This window comes from Desulfosarcina sp. (assembly GCF_033791525.1).
Taxonomy (GTDB): domain Bacteria; phylum Desulfobacterota; class Desulfobacteria; order Desulfobacterales; family Desulfosarcinaceae; genus Desulfosarcina.
Window position 1 is genome coordinate 1 of record NZ_JASJGN010000248.1, and the last position, 14,798, is coordinate 14,798.

Annotated in this window: 10 protein-coding genes; 6 read left to right on the forward strand and 4 right to left on the reverse strand. The window is 54.6% G+C overall.

Annotated features, from left to right (window positions below; all coding sequences use genetic code 11):
• From secF to dtd, 5 genes are all read left to right on the forward strand, one after another.
• Positions 1–654 (forward strand): protein translocase subunit SecF (secF, locus tag QNK41_RS12305; RefSeq protein WP_319257285.1); only part of this gene is annotated, 654 nt, incomplete at its 5' end.
• A complete protein-coding gene (gene dprA / locus QNK41_RS12310) occupies positions 655–1,770 on the forward strand; it encodes a DNA-processing protein DprA (protein ID WP_319257287.1) in 1,116 nt (371 codons plus the stop codon).
• A gap of 14 nt (positions 1,771–1,784) precedes the next feature.
• Positions 1,785–4,079, forward strand: a complete 2,295-nt coding sequence (gene topA / locus QNK41_RS12315; RefSeq protein WP_319257289.1) for a type I DNA topoisomerase — start codon at positions 1,785–1,787, stop codon at positions 4,077–4,079.
• A gap of 102 nt (positions 4,080–4,181) precedes the next feature.
• The gene (locus tag QNK41_RS12320) at positions 4,182–6,479 is read left to right on the forward strand and encodes a Tex family protein (RefSeq protein ID WP_319257290.1); all 2,298 of its coding nucleotides are present in this window, start codon (positions 4,182–4,184) and stop codon (positions 6,477–6,479) included.
• A gap of 12 nt (positions 6,480–6,491) precedes the next feature.
• On the forward strand, positions 6,492–6,932 hold the full coding sequence (dtd, locus tag QNK41_RS12325; RefSeq protein WP_319257292.1) for a D-aminoacyl-tRNA deacylase: 441 nt from the start codon (positions 6,492–6,494) through the stop codon (positions 6,930–6,932).
• Positions 6,933–7,006: 74 nt separating this feature from the next.
• On the opposite strand, the gene QNK41_RS12330 is transcribed toward dtd, so the two are convergent.
• From QNK41_RS12330 to QNK41_RS12340, 3 genes are all read right to left on the reverse strand, one after another.
• Positions 7,007–8,131, reverse strand: coding sequence for a PAS domain S-box protein (locus tag QNK41_RS12330; RefSeq protein WP_319257294.1), 1,125 nt, complete (start codon positions 8,129–8,131; stop codon positions 7,007–7,009).
• A 453-nt stretch (positions 8,132–8,584) separates the two neighbouring features.
• Complete coding sequence (locus QNK41_RS12335) at positions 8,585–10,021, reverse strand: mannose-1-phosphate guanylyltransferase/mannose-6-phosphate isomerase (protein WP_319257296.1); 1,437 nt, start codon at positions 10,019–10,021, stop codon at positions 8,585–8,587.
• A 101-nt stretch (positions 10,022–10,122) separates the two neighbouring features.
• Positions 10,123–11,376, reverse strand: coding sequence for a CinA family nicotinamide mononucleotide deamidase-related protein (locus tag QNK41_RS12340; RefSeq protein ID WP_319257297.1), 1,254 nt, complete (start codon positions 11,374–11,376; stop codon positions 10,123–10,125).
• Positions 11,377–11,725: 349 nt separating this feature from the next.
• Here QNK41_RS12340 and QNK41_RS12345 point away from each other — a divergent pair, with 349 nt between their 5' ends.
• The gene (locus QNK41_RS12345) at positions 11,726–13,180 is read left to right on the forward strand and encodes a TrkH family potassium uptake protein (protein ID WP_319257299.1); all 1,455 of its coding nucleotides are present in this window, start codon (positions 11,726–11,728) and stop codon (positions 13,178–13,180) included.
• A gap of 117 nt (positions 13,181–13,297) precedes the next feature.
• On the opposite strand, the gene trkA is transcribed toward QNK41_RS12345, so the two are convergent.
• Positions 13,298–14,701, reverse strand: a complete 1,404-nt coding sequence (gene trkA / locus QNK41_RS12350; protein WP_319257301.1) for a Trk system potassium transporter TrkA — start codon at positions 14,699–14,701, stop codon at positions 13,298–13,300.
• Between the last annotated feature and the right edge of the window lie 97 nt (positions 14,702–14,798).

A 14,798-nucleotide genomic window follows, 5' to 3' on the forward strand; every position in this document is an offset into this window, starting at 1 on the left:
GTCGGCCCCCAGGTCGGCAAGGACCTGCGGGAGAAAGCCCTGTTTGCCATGTTCTTTTCCCTGCTTTTTATTACGATCTATATCTCCGGCCGGTTTGAATTAAAATGGATCCTCAGCGGTGTAATGGCCGGTGCGCTCATGGCTGCGGTCTATTTTCTTTCCATTTTTCACGTCAGCACACCATTTCTCATCGCCGCCGCCCTGATTGTCACGTTGATCCTGTTCTGGTTTCTCAAACTTAAATATGCCATGGGGGCCATTGTGGCCCTGATCCATGACGTAACCATTACCGTGGGCATGTTCTCCATTTTCGACAAAGAATTCACCCTGCCCATCGTAGCCGCGCTGCTCACCATCATCGGCTATTCACTCAACGACACCATCATCGTATTTGACAGAATCCGGGAAAACCTGCGCAAGTATCACAAAGAGCCCCTGAGCACCATTTTAAACAAGAGCATCAATGAAACACTGAGCCGCACCATCCTTACTTCAGGAACGACGATGATCGTAGTGCTGTCCCTGTTCATCCTCGGCGGCGGAATCATCCACGATTTCTCCTTTGCCCTTATGATCGGAGTCCTGGTCGGCACCTATTCGTCAATCTTTGTGGCCAGCCCCATCCTTTTAGCATGGCAGACCCGGAGAAAATAGATGGCTTCATTACGACCCTGGTTCGCCCTGAAAAGCGTGCCAGGGGTCGGCAATCTGTTGTTTAGACGTCTGGTGGAGCAGTTCGGATCGCCCGAAGCCGTGCTTTGCGCAGACGGTCCTGCATTGCAGTCGGTCCAAGGGGTCACCGCTCGTTTGGTCGCAACTATACGACGTCACCGGGTTCCGGATGCGGTTGACCGCGAACTGGAAGCGGTCCGGAAAAAAGGATACACCATCGTCACCCAGACAGACCCCTGTTTTCCCCCGCTCCTGCGCCAGATTCCGGATCCACCGCCATTTTTATATGTTTACGGGACGCTACCGACCACCGGGCTGAACATCGCCGTTGTGGGATCCCGCAATGCCACCGATTATGGCATCTCCACCACACGGCAGCTTTGTATGGATCTGGTCAGGCAGCAGGTAAATATCGTCAGCGGCATGGCCAGGGGGGTGGATACCGCAGCCCATTCAGGTGCCATCGCCGCTGGCGGGTGTACGGTCTCCGTTTTAGGTACCGGTCTGGATCAGATTTATCCCAGGGAAAATACACGTTTGTTCCACCAGATCGCTGAAAATGGCGCCGTGATGACCGAATTTTCCCTCGACACCGGCCCCGACGCGCACCATTTTCCTGCCCGCAACCGTATCATCAGCGGCATGTGCCACGGTTCGGTGGTAGTGGAGGCCACCGGCCGAAGCGGCTCCCTGATCACCGCCCGATTAGCCGCTGAGCAGAATCGGGAGGTGTTTGCCGTCCCCGGAAACATTCACTCGTTTAAAAGCGTCGGTACCCACACCCTGATTCAAGCAGGTGCCAAACTGGTGGTGCATGCCGGGGATGTTCTTGATGAATTTTTGCATATTCAAACCCATGAGCAGGTAGCATCAAAGCCACCGAAACCGTCAACACCGGCATTGACGGAAGACGAAGCCATGGTTATCGATAGTCTTGAAGCCGACTCCGTTCACATCGATGACCTTTCCAGGCGTCTGGCGCTTTCATCAGGCCGGCTGTCCGGGCTGCTGCTTCAGCTGGAACTCAAAGGGCTGGTAGTCCAATCACCGGGCAAACGGTTTTGCCTGATGCCCGGCATCGATCCAAAACAACGTTAACCAAGAGGTATCAAGTGAGTAAACCCCTGGTGGTCGTAGAATCACCCACAAAAGTCAGAACCATTAAAAAATATCTCGGCAGCGACTACAACGTGGCCGCAACGGTGGGACACATCAAGGACCTGCCCAGCAAAGACCTGGGCATCGACATCGAAAACGACTTCACGCCGCAATACAAGACGATTCCCGGAAAGTCAAAGGTGCTGAGCCAGCTGAGGTCGGCCGCCGGCGATGCGACAGACATCTATCTCGCCCCTGACCCGGACCGCGAGGGGGAGGCCATCGCCTGGCACACCTCCGAAGTGCTCAAAAAAAAGGGCCGTAATTTTCACCGGGTGCTGTTTCACGAACTGACCAAAAAGGCGATTCTCGAGGCCATGACCAAGGCCCAGGATATGGACCGGGACAAATATGAAGCCCAACAGACCCGCCGCATCCTGGACCGATTGGTGGGTTACCAGATCTCGCCCCTTTTGTGGCGAAAGGTTAAAGGCGGCCTCAGTGCCGGCCGGGTGCAGTCCGTAGCTGTGCGCATTATCTGCGACCGGGAACGCGCCATTCAGGCGTTTACACCCGTAGAGTACTGGTCCATTACCGCCAACTTAAAGGGCATGGTACCGCCGGCATTTGCGGCCAAGCTGGTGCGTAAAAATGGGCAAAAAATCGAAATTCCGGATGAAGCCACAGCCACGGCCATCTTAAAGGACCTGGAAACTGCTCAATTCGCAGTTGACAAAGTCGTCAAACGGACCACACGGCGCAATCCCCTGCCGCCCTTTATCACCAGCAAGCTCCAGCAGGAGTCGATTCAGAAACTTCGCTTTTCCGCCAAAAAAACCATGATGGTCGCTCAGCAGCTCTATGAAGGCATCGACCTGGGGCCCGGTGAGCCTGTGGGGTTGATCACCTACATGCGTACCGACTCCACCCGCATCGCCGACGAGGCGGCACAGGAAGCGTTGGCGTTGATCAACCAGCGGTTCGGCAAGGAGTACGCCATCGACCGGCCACGCTTCTTCAAAAACAAGAACAAAGCGCAGGACGCCCATGAGGCCATTCGCCCGACCTCAGTGCATCACACGCCGGATCTGGTCAAACGCTATCTGTCCAAAGATCAGCTGGCCTTGTACACCATGATCTGGCAGCGTTTCGTCGCGTCCCAGATGGCCCAGGCGCTCATCGATCAGAAGACCATCTCCATCGCTGCCGGTGATTATACGTTTACTGCCAGCGGCTCCTCGGTAAAATTTCGCGGCTTCTTCGCCGTGTATCAAAGCGCCGACGACGAAGCGGAAAGCAACAAGAAAAGCCAGCCGCTGCCGGAACTGGCGGAAAAGTCCCTTCTGGAACTGCTGGGAATCGACCCCAAACAGCATTTTACCCAGCCCCCGCCACGATTTTCAGAAGCATCCCTGGTCAAAGAGCTGGAGGAAAACGGCATCGGCCGGCCGAGCACGTATGCGGCCATTCTCTCCACCATTCGGGGCAAGGGCTACGTGGAACTGATCAACAGATATTTCAAGCCCACGGAATTGGGACTTATCGTCAACGATCTGCTGATTGCCAGCTTCCCGGAAATTCTCGATGTAGAGTTCACCGCCCGCCTGGAGACTAACCTGGACCGGGTTGAACAGTCTGAGGTGGAGGCACTGACCATCCTCAATCAGTTTTACGGCCCCTTCAGCCGGAAGCTGGCAGAAGCCGGAGAAAGTATGCTCAGCGTCAAGGGCGTGGGCATGCCCACGGACCTGACCTGCCCCTTGTGCCAAAAAAACGCCCTGCGCATCAAGATGGGTAAAAACGGTCATTTTCTGGCCTGTTCCGGCTATCCGGAGTGCACCTACTCCAGCGATTACGAGCGGGATGAAAAAGGCATCATTGCCCCGGTGGCACCGGTTCAACAAAGCGAAGCGACCGATAAAGTCTGCGACCTGTGCGGCAAGCCCATGGTGGTCAAACGGGGGAGATATGGGGATTTTCTCGCATGCACCGGTTACCCGGAATGCAAACATACCCAGTCCCTCAACGGTGGACCCAATGCCAAGCCCACCGGTGTCGCCTGCCCCGAAAAGGGCTGTGACGGCGAGATCGTGGAAAAATCCTCCAAACGGGGTAAAATCTTTTACGGGTGCAACCAGTATCCTAAATGCAGTTTTGCCAGCTGGGATAAACCGGTGGCAATCCCCTGCCCCGCATGTGGCAATGCCTACATGGTGGAAAAAACGACCAAGCGGGACGGCACCTTGCACGTCTGCCCCAACCGCGACTGCCGGCACCGCATGGCGCCTGTTGAACATCCGGAAAACTGAGGTCAGATGACGGAGGCCGGACAAGTCTTTCTTCCATGAGCGATCGGCCTTAAGCCATCGGCTGATTTGAACCCAACAAACCCAATAAACTCAACAAACTCAATGAACCCAACGAACCTTTCCCATATCGACGCGATCAGCACAGAAATGCGCCTGAATGAGGCGCAGATCAAATCCGTTGCCCAACTACTGGAAGACGGAGCCACCGTGCCTTTCATTGCCCGCTACCGCAAAGAGGCCACCGGCAGTCTGGACGAAGTGGCGGTGTCTACCATCCGGGACCGGCTAACCCAGTTGCAGGAGCTGGACAGCCGGCGGGAAGCCATCCTGAATTCTCTGGAGCAGCACGGCCATCTGACCGAGGATCTCAAAGCCCAGGTGCAGGCCGCTAATACGATGACCCATTTAGAGGACATCTACCTGCCCTACCGGCCCAAGCGACGAACCAAGGCCACCATTGCCCGCGAAAGGGGGTTGGAACCGTTGGCCCTGGCCATTCTCGCCCAAGCGGGTGCGGACCCGATCGCGCTGGCCGACGGCTACGTGGACCCTGAAAAAACCGTAGATTCCGTTGAAGCGGCCCTGTCCGGCGCACGGGACATCATTGCCGAAACGATTAACGAAGACCAGCAGGCCCGGTCTCGGGTTCGCCACCTGTTTTTTGAAAAAGCGGTGATCCGCAGTCAGGTAGTGGCCGGCAAAGAGGGCGAAGGGGCCAAGTACAAAGACTATTTCCAGTGGGAGGAACCTGTGGCCACCGTGCCATCCCATCGGATCTTGGCCATTCGCCGTGGAGAGAAGGAGGACATACTGGGACTGTCCATTGCCCCGCCTCCGGAACTGGCCATCGCCATATTGGAGGATCTTTTCGTAACGGGTGACGGCCCGGATGCCGAGCAGGTGCGAACCGCGGCCCATGATGCCTATAAGCGCCTGCTGTCCCGCTCCATGGAAACCGAGGTACGGGTGGCCATCAAAGAAAGGGCCGATACAGAGGCCATCCGCGTCTTTGCCGACAACCTTCGCCAACTGTTGCTGGCCTCCCCCTTGGGGGCCAAACGGGTGATGGGCATCGACCCGGGTTTTCGCACCGGTTGCAAGGTCGTGTGCCTGGACCGTCAGGGAAAGCTGCTGCACAACGACACGGTTTACCCCCACACCTCGGAGCGACAGGCAGCGGTCGCCGCACAGACCCTCTCCGCGCTATGCCGTCAATATGATATCGAAGCGGTGGCTGTGGGCAACGGCACCGCCGGCCGGGAGACCCAGGCCTTCGTAGAAGGAACCATCGATGCGCAATCCCTGTCGGTGATTATGGTCAACGAAAGCGGTGCATCGGTGTACTCGGCATCGGAAATCGCCCGCCAGGAATTTCCCGACCACGACCTTACCGTGCGCGGCGCCGTCTCCATCGGCCGCCGGCTGATAGACCCCTTGTCAGAATTGGTCAAAATCGACCCCAAATCAATCGGCGTGGGTCAGTACCAGCACGACGTGGACCCCTTCGCCCTGAAAGGGTCCCTGGACGACGTGGTGACCAGCTGTGTTAATGGCGTGGGGGTCGAAGTGAACCAGGCCAGCGTCCAGTTGTTAACCTATGTATCCGGCTTGGGACCACAACTGGCCAAAAACATTGTCAGCCACCGGGACGAACACGGTGCCTTTACCGGCCGCGAAGACCTGAAAAAGGTCAAACGGCTGGGGCCCAAAGCCTTCGAACAGTGCGCCGGCTTTTTACGGATCAAAAGCGGCAACAACCCACTGGATGCCGGTGCGGTCCACCCGGAAAGCTACCCGGTGGTCCAGGCCATGGCCGGGGACCTGCGCTGCAGCGTGGCCGATCTGATGAGCGATGCCGGCCTGCGCAAAAAAATCGACCTGCACCGCTATGTCACCGATACCATCGGTCTGCCGACCCTTACCGACATCCTGGACGAGTTGGCCAAGCCCGGCAGGGATCCCCGGGAGCCCTTCGAGTATTTCTCTTTCGACGCAAACGTCTCTGCCATCCATGACCTTGAACCGGGCATGAAGCTTCCCGGGATCGTCACCAACGTCACGAATTTCGGCGCATTCGTGGACATCGGTGTTCACCAGGACGGGTTGGTCCATATCAGCGAGTTGTGTGACCGATTCGTGAAAACCCCGTCAGATGTGGTCAGCGTTCAGCAAAAAGTCACCGTCACCGTAATGGATGTGGACCTGCCCCGCAAACGCATCTCGCTGTCCATGAAAAGTGAGCCGGGAAAAAGACCGGAACCGAAGCCCCGGGCCGATCATCCCCGGAAAAAACGGCCGGCCGGCAACCGGCCCAAGCCCAAAACCGCGCCCAAACCGGCATCGCCATCGCCTTTCAACAACCCTTTTGCCGACGCATTTCGAAAAAAGTCCGGCCGATAGAAAGGGATCCCTGTGATCGCCGTGGTTCAGCGAGTCCTAAGCAGCAGCGTGACCATCGACGGATCGGTGGTGGACGCCATCGGCCCCGGCCTCAATGTACTCCTGGGGGTGGCCGATGGCGATGGAAAGACCGATGTCGAATACCTGGCCGCCAAAGTGGCCAACCTGCGCATCTTTGAAGACCAACAAGGCAAAATGAACCGCTCATTGATGGATATGGGGGGGCAGATACTCGTGGTCTCCCAGTTCACCCTGCTGGCGGACTGCCGCAAAGGCAGGCGGCCTTCCTTCATCAATGCCGCCGAACCGGTTCTGGCCCAACGGCTCTACCAGCATTTCGTGGAAAGTGTGGAAAAGCTGGGCGTCGACACCCACACCGGCCGATTCGGTGCAATGATGCAGGTCGACATCGTCAATGACGGGCCGGTGACCCTGTTGGTTCACAGTCGATAAACCAATACCACCCGACCTCTCGCCCACTTTACAGCATCGGTCGGCCGGTCTTTGCCGTTTCTAAAAGTCTCCCATCACTTGCGCGATGTCTTCGAGGATGCCGCATCGATATCGATGATTTTTTTACCATCCACGTAGTCTTTGGTGGCATATTGGGTAATATTCTGAAATTTATGGATTATTTTTCTCATTTTCTCGATATTTTTTTTTAACAAACTGTGCAATCGGAAACTGCGTTCGTTGTCATCTGAGACGAGCGCCAATTTTTCGGTACACGTTAGTACAACCTGCAGCGGATTGTTGAGTTCATGCCCCACGGCACCAGCCAACTCCAGGGCAGTCAATAATTTCTCTTTGGCAAGGCGCTCTTTTTCAACCTGCTTGCCCTTGGAGATATCCATAAAATAGCCCAACGCAGCACGTCTGCCTTCATATTGAATGGATGTTGCGGTTTCCAAAATCCATTTGGTATTGCCGAATTTGTCGCTGATACAAAATTCGTACGGAAAAATTCGCTCCGCTTTCACCATCTTGATGAAATTCTCATTGACCTGGCGTCTATACTCTTGTTGAACGATATTAAGTGGATCTGTTCCAATCAGTTCCTCTTCACTGTATCCCGTGATGCGCATGAATTCCGGGTTGACATACTTGAATGTGGCATCTTGTACAATGTAGCAGCCGATCAGGGAGTTGCGTATGCTCCGTTCAAATTCTTTTTCGGCTTGTTTGCGCCAGGTGTTGTCCCGGATAAACCCTTCAATGGCGATGGGTTGGCCGCCATGATCACGCACGACGGTCCAGCGGTCATGCATCACACGCTGGGAACCGTCGGCGTTCAGAAATCGATATTCCGCTTCTCCGATTTTATTTTGGGGTTGTAAGGATAACGTTCTGGCAGCCTTGACTTTTTCACGATCATTGGGATGAATATGCACGAGGACACTTTTCGGAGACAGGATCTTCACACCATTTTCTTCCATTGCATACAGGGATAGAAATTGCTGGTTGAAAAATGGAAAGGTCTGCGATTCGATATCGAATTGATAGATGGCATCCTGGGATCGGTCTGCAAGCTGCTTAAAATCCTCTGACAGCAGGCGGATTATCGTATTGTCTTGTTTTTTGGATTCCGCTAATTCAAGTTCCAGGGCCCTTGCCTTGGCTTCCAATTCTTCATAGGTCGGCGTTGTTGTCATCAGAACGACCTGCAGCGGGTAAATTTGAAAAGAATTGCTAAAGGAAGGCACCTTTCATGGATCCTATCAAGGCCCGAAAATAACTGTCCAGGGTGTAAAGGGTTTGGGTTTAGCAGGCTGTTGAAAAATGTCATGAGCGCAGGCAAGACTAATCAAAACCGGCGAAAGAGCGCAGTTTATGGTTGATAAATGAGCATTTTGAGTCGAATGTTAACGTCGTATGGCCAAGCAAACGTATTTTTTTAAAAGCCTAGTTTGTGTCCGTCCAGAAATGAGGGATTTTGGTCGAGATCAAGGCATGCGAAAAATTTTACCGGAGGCGCCCTGAAAGAAGTGCCATTGGGGTGCATATAGTTGATATTACAAGGATAAAATTTTTAGCGCAACGCAGAGGTCGGGCAAAATAACCATTTATGGATGGGCACTAGTTAGGGGGGAGTCTCCTGACCACTTCTACTCCTCCTGCCGGTGTCGGCCGTAGATATCCTCAAGCCGGGTGATATCATCCTCTCCGATATATCCGCCTGTCTGCACCTCGATCAGTTCCAGCGGGATTTTCCCCGGATTTTCAAGTCGATGCGCAATACCGGCGGAAATGTAGGTCGAACTGTCCTCTTTGAGCAACAGCCGTTCGTCGGCCTTGGTGACCTGTGCAGACCCGCGAACAACGATCCAGTGCTCAGACCGGTTGAAATGTTTTTGAAGAGACAATACACCGCCTGGCTTGACCGTGATCCGGTTCACCTGGAAACGGTTCCCTGCCACCAATTGATCCACCGTGCCCCAAGGCCGGTAAACCCGCTTATGCGTGCGTGTCTCTTCCCGATTCTGGGACTTGAGTTGATCTACCAGCCCTTTGACATCCTGGACCCGGTCCCGGGGGGAAATCATCACCGCATCCGACGTCTCCACGACGATGTGATCTTTCAATCCCACCGCTGCGATCAGGCGGTGCTCGGCGTGCAGATAGGAATCCCCCACATCGTGCAGCACCACATCTCCCTTGACCACATTGTCCAGATCGTCTTTCTCTCCAACCTGCCAAAGGGCCTCCCACGATCCCAGATCGTTCCATCCTGCTGCCATGGGCAGCATGGCACCGCTATCTGTTTTTTCCATCACGGCATAGTCGATGGAATCGCTGGGGCACACAGCAAAAGCCGCTTTATCAAGCCGGAAAAAATCCAGGTCGGACTTTCCTCGATCAATGGCTTCCCGACAGGCAGCGACAATATCGGGAACAAACCTTTCCAACTCCTTTAATACCTGTGACGCCTTAAACATGAACATGCCGCTGTTCCAGCAATAATCTTTTGAGGCCACATATCGCCGGGCCGTTGCCAGGTCCGGCTTTTCCACGAAGGCCGCAATGCATACGGCCGTTGCATCCCCGCCTGCCGGAGGTAACGGGTCACCCATTTTAATGTAGCCATATCCAGTTTCCGGCTTATCCGGAACAATGCCGAATGTAATCATTCGGCCCGACTGGGCGTATGCATGCCCCGACTTGATCACTCCCTGAAATTCAGCAGTTAACTCAATGTGGTGATCAGCTGGCAGGATTAACAGCACGGGATCGTCTCCTGTCTTCATTGCCCGGATTGCCGCCACGGCAAGGGCGGGAGCGGTATTTCTGCCCACCGGTTCCAGAATGATCGAATCGGCCTTGATGTCTATCTGACGAAGCTGCTCGGCCACCATGAACCGGTATTCGTCGTTGCATATCACGACCGGATGTCCTGCCCCGTCCAAGCCACCGAGCCGAAGGATCGTATTTTGAAGCATGGTGTGCCGGTCAACCAGACTGATGAGTTGCTTGGGATAAAGGGCTCGGGAAAGCGGCCAGAGTCGGGTACCGCTGCCGCCTGCAAGAATTACCGGTAGAATCATCGACAAGCCTCTTTGGGTTCTGGGTTCTGGTCTCTGGTCTCTGGTTTGTGGTTTGAGCTTTGAACTTTGAGCTTTGAACTTTGAGCTTTTTCGCAATCTACCTATCCGCCTATTCCCGACAACTCCTTGCGCAAGATATCCAACGCCGCCATGGCAAATATTTTCTTGTTCATCAGGCGCTTTCCGAAAGGGAAGTACAGCTGACGGCCGAAGGACCGATCCGGTCCGGCGTAACCGATACACACGGTTCCCACCGGTTTGTCTTCGGTTCCACCGTCAGGGCCGGCAATGCCGCTGGTGGAAAGCCCGTATGTGGTGCCGGCTACCCGCCGGACCCCTTCTGCCATTTCCCGGGCCGTTTCTTCGTGAACCGCGCCATGCCTTTCGAGGGTTTCGGGCTTGACACCCAGAACATCGATCTTGGCCTGGTTGGAATAGGTGACGCCGGAAAAGAAAAAATAGGCCGAACTACCGGCCACGTTGGTCAGCCAGTTGGCCAGCAGCCCGCCGGTGCAGCTTTCCGCCAGACCGATGGAGGCCGATCGTTCCAGCATCAGTCGTCCCACCACGGCTTCCATCCGCTCGCCGTTTTCAGATATCACGTTTCGTCCCAACCGTTCCAGCGCCCATTGACCCGCTTCGGCCATCCGTTGATCAAGCAGGGCCAGATCGGTGTCCCGCCCGTATAGCTTTACCTGGATCTGGGGAAAATTAGCACGAAGGCCCAGCTTGACACCTGGGAAGACGGCCTCCACGCCGGCCACTTTTTCACCGGCCAACGATTCGGGCAGTCCGAAGGTGGTAATGGTCTTCACCCGGCTGTGCATGGCCGCATCGCCCTGCAGGGTAAGCATTTCAGGAATCACATGCTCAGCCAGCATGCGTCTCATCTCATAGGGCACCCCCGGAAGAAAGAAAAACAGACATGTCCCTATTTTCAGGGAAAATCCAGGTGCGGTACCCACCGGATTGTACAATATCTTACTGCCGTCGGGAAGCAGCGCCTGCTTGCGGTTGGATTCGGTCATGGGGCGGTTGAACGTTTTGAAAAAGCTCTCGACGTTTTCAAAGGCGGTCTGATTGAATCTCAGTTCCACACCGGCGGCTCTGGCTGCCGCTTCGGCAGTGAGATCATCGGTGGTGGGCCCCAACCCACCGGTGACCACCGCCACGTCCACACGATCGCCGATCTCACGAAGAGTGGAGACCAACAGGGGCAGATCGTCCCCCACGCAGGTGTGTCGCACCACCTCGATACCGTTCTCCTCCAACTTTTCCGAAATATACGCCGAGTTGCTGTCCACCAGGGCGCCGGACCTGATTTCATCTCCCGTTGCCAGTATTTCCGCTTTCATTTGACCGCTTCCTTAAATGCTCAGATATCTCGAATAGGATTATCGCATAGGACCATAGCGGCACCAGGACGAATGTGTCAACGAAACATTCGCCGCAAAGGAACAGACCTTTTGCTTTTTCAAGGATCCTGGGATATGAATTGCCGCTAAACTCAAATTTTTATCGACCCTAATTTTGACGAACTTGTAAAAAGTCGCATTTCCGACGGATTCGTAAAAGCCCGAGATCAAGGCTTGCAAATCCTGAGGAATGAGGCGTACTTACGGTACGCCACAGTGACGAAGGATGAAGCGTAATGCAGATATCGGGCTTTTTACGAATCCGTCAATTTTAAATCCAACAAAACCTATGCACCTGTTTTCCATTCTTCATGTTTTCGGCACCCTGTTCATGGTCACGGGCATCTCCATGCTGTTGCCCCTGGTCTGTTCACTGATCTACCGTGAAGGGGATTTTTTGGCGCTGCTTGTTTCTGCCGCATTGATCCTCTTATTGGGTTTGCCGTTATGGTGGCTTTTCAGGAAGCACCTTGACCTGAGCATCAAAGACGGCATATTCATCGCTGCTTTCGGCTGGGTCGTCGTTTCTGCACTGAGTGCCATTCCCTTCATGATCCACGGGTCCATCCCGTCTTTCACCGATGCCTTTTTTGAAATGATGTCCGGTTACACCACTACCGGCGCCACCATTCTGACGGACATCGAGGTGGTGCCCCACGGGCTGCTGTTCTGGCGCAGCCAGACGCATCTGTTGGGGGGTATGGGTTTTTTGACCCTGACCGTCATCTTCTTGCCCCACGGCATGGGTGGGCTGCGCCTCTTCCGGGCCGAGTCATCGCCGGGCCAGGTCCTTACCAAAGAAAAATTCCATGCCCGAAACCGGGATACCATGGTCCGCCTGTGGATCATCTACATGGTATTGAACCTGGCCGAGATCCTACTGCTCTGCTTCGGAGGCATGCCCCTGTTCGACTCACTGTGCAACGCTTTCGGCACTGTATCCACCTCCGGCTATTCCCCGTACAATGCCAGCATCGGGCATTACAACAGCGCCTACTTTGACTGGGTTATCATTCTTTTTATGTTTCTTGGCGGTATGACGTTTGTGCTTTTCTACCAGATCGTCCGGGGGGATTGGCGAGCGCTGGCCATCAATACGGAGTTTCGCTGGTACGCGGGGCTCATGCTCTTTTTCTGTGGCATGGTCTCCTGGATACTGTGGAAGGAGAACACCTACGGGCTGATGGATGCGATCCGCTACGGGACCTTTCAGGTGACCAGCCTGTTGACCACCACCGGCTTTACCACTGCCGACTACGAACAATGGCCTCAGGCCTCCCAGATGTTCTTGTATGCCGTGTGCTTTATCGGCGCCTGTGCCGGATCGACCACCAGCGGCATCAAGATTGTTCACTATGTGGTCCTGTGCAAATTCATGTCGGCCGCCATCAAAAAAATTTTTTTCCAGCCCATGTCCGTCATCTCCGTGCGCCTGAACCAACGCCCGGTGGATGATACCATCATTCACCTATCCATCTGCTATTTCATTGTGAATATTTTCATGGTGTTGGCGGGCGGGTGTGTGATGGCGCTTACCGACAATATGGATTACACGACCGCCATGAGTTCGGTCATCGCCGCCCTCATGAACATTGGACCGGGTTTTGGTGCTGTTGGGCCGTCGGAAAATTATGCCTTTATTTCCGATACGGGCAAGTGGTTTCTTTCCTACAACATGCTTGTCGGGCGGCTGGAGATGTTCTCGGCGCTGGTGATCTTCTATCCGTCGTTCTGGAAAAGATGATGATGAAAAAGAAGGGGTCGAGGATTCAAGGGGTCAAGGGTTCAAGTGAAATGCTGAAAGCCCTGATGAGATCATTGGAAAACAAGCCCTTGACTCCTCGAATCCTTGAATCCTATCCTAAAAAAAAAGCTTATGCACATCTTTAAGGTGCAGCGATTTGCAGATGACGATCACACGTTCATTGGGAAGGATGCGGGTATCACCCACGGCGATTTGCCATTGGTCGTCCCGGTAAACACCGCCGACAAGAATTTTCCCGTGAAAATCCGGATCAATTTTAGAAAGCGGGATTCGCGTGATGGGAGAATCCGGTGCCGCCAGGATCTCCACCACTTCAGCGTCAAAACCGTGAAGGTGTGCGACCGACAGCAATTCCCCGCGTCGTATGAACTTCAAAATCTCGTTGGCTGCCAGCACTTTCTTGTTCAAGGCGATATCCGAACCACTGGTGGCGGCCAGCACTAAATATTCCTCTTTATTCACCAGTGAGATGGTTTTGCGATCCTTGCCGCGAGCGCCGCCATTGCTCGTGTTCATCAGGTGCTTGGCCAGCATGCAGCTCATGATGTTGGTTTCATTCTCACCGGTCGCCGTGATAAAGGTGTCCATGTCTGTCAGACCGGCCTGCTCGAGGGCTTCGGCATTGGAGCCGTCCCCGTGAAGCACCTCGACATCGGTCAGCAGGTGACACAGCTCTGCGGCCACGGTTTCGTCCTTTTCAACGATTTTGACCCGAACGTCTTTGCCCATCAGTTCGGCCACACGGCAACCCACCAGACCACCACCCAAAATCATCACCCGGTGCCGCCGCTGCTGTTCTACCCCGGTCAAGGCCATCAATTTGGGAAGGTCTTCCTTTGAGGCCATGATCAGCACCTGATCCTGGGGAAGTATTTCATGATCGCCGCCGGGCAGGATGGTGGTGATCCCCCTGGCAATGGCCACGACCCTGAAAGGAAAGGTGTTGTGGGTCATGGAAAGGGTTTTCAGCTTCTGGTGGGCCAGCGGCGAGTCCTCGTTGACACGGGTGGCCATGACTTGGGTCTGTCCATCGGCGATATCGATGATCTCATTGCCGGCCGTCCGTTTGACCAGCCGAACAATTTCCTGAGCAGCCAACTCTTCCGGGTGGATGATCAAATCGATTTTCAGGTCATCGGCGTTGAGCACCGAATCTATATTATCAAAATCCATCGAACGAACGCGAGCAATCTTCAGTGGAATGCCGAATCGGTCGGCGATCATTGCCGATAGCATGTTGACCGCGTCATTGTCGGTGACGGCAATCAGCACGTCGATGGTTTGAGCCCTGGCTTCACGCCAGCAGGCGATACTCATGGCCGATCCCTGAATCAGCCGAGCATCCAGTTGCCCATCTATATGGCGGATCAACCGGCCGTCCGGTTCTATGGCGGTGATGGCATAACCTTCATGGACCAGCCGTTTAGCCAGGTAGGTGCCCACGCCACCAAGACCCAATATCAGTATATTTTCCGCAAACGACCGTTTCTTGCTCAGCATAAATACCATTCCTTTGGTTTGGCCTGGTACATAAAGGCGCTCTCTTTTTTATATAAAGCCCGGACCATTGTCAACGCGGCCGGGCCGTCATATCAAT

What these genes read in the sequence shown, in the direction of transcription:
- dprA (WP_319257287.1), top strand. Translation starts at nt 655, where the DNA reads ATGGCTTCATTACGACCCTGGTTCGCCCTGAAAAGCGTGCCAGGGGTC.
- QNK41_RS12320 (WP_319257290.1), top strand. Translation starts at nt 4,182, where the DNA reads ATGAACCCAACGAACCTTTCCCATATCGACGCGATCAGCACAGAAATG.
- QNK41_RS12330 (WP_319257294.1), bottom strand. Translation starts at nt 8,131, where the DNA reads ATGACAACAACGCCGACCTATGAAGAATTGGAAGCCAAGGCAAGGGCC.
- QNK41_RS12335 (WP_319257296.1), bottom strand. Translation starts at nt 10,021, where the DNA reads ATGATTCTACCGGTAATTCTTGCAGGCGGCAGCGGTACCCGACTCTGG.
- QNK41_RS12340 (WP_319257297.1), bottom strand. Translation starts at nt 11,376, where the DNA reads ATGAAAGCGGAAATACTGGCAACGGGAGATGAAATCAGGTCCGGCGCC.
- QNK41_RS12345 (WP_319257299.1), top strand. Translation starts at nt 11,726, where the DNA reads ATGCACCTGTTTTCCATTCTTCATGTTTTCGGCACCCTGTTCATGGTC.
- trkA (WP_319257301.1), bottom strand. Translation starts at nt 14,701, where the DNA reads ATGCTGAGCAAGAAACGGTCGTTTGCGGAAAATATACTGATATTGGGT.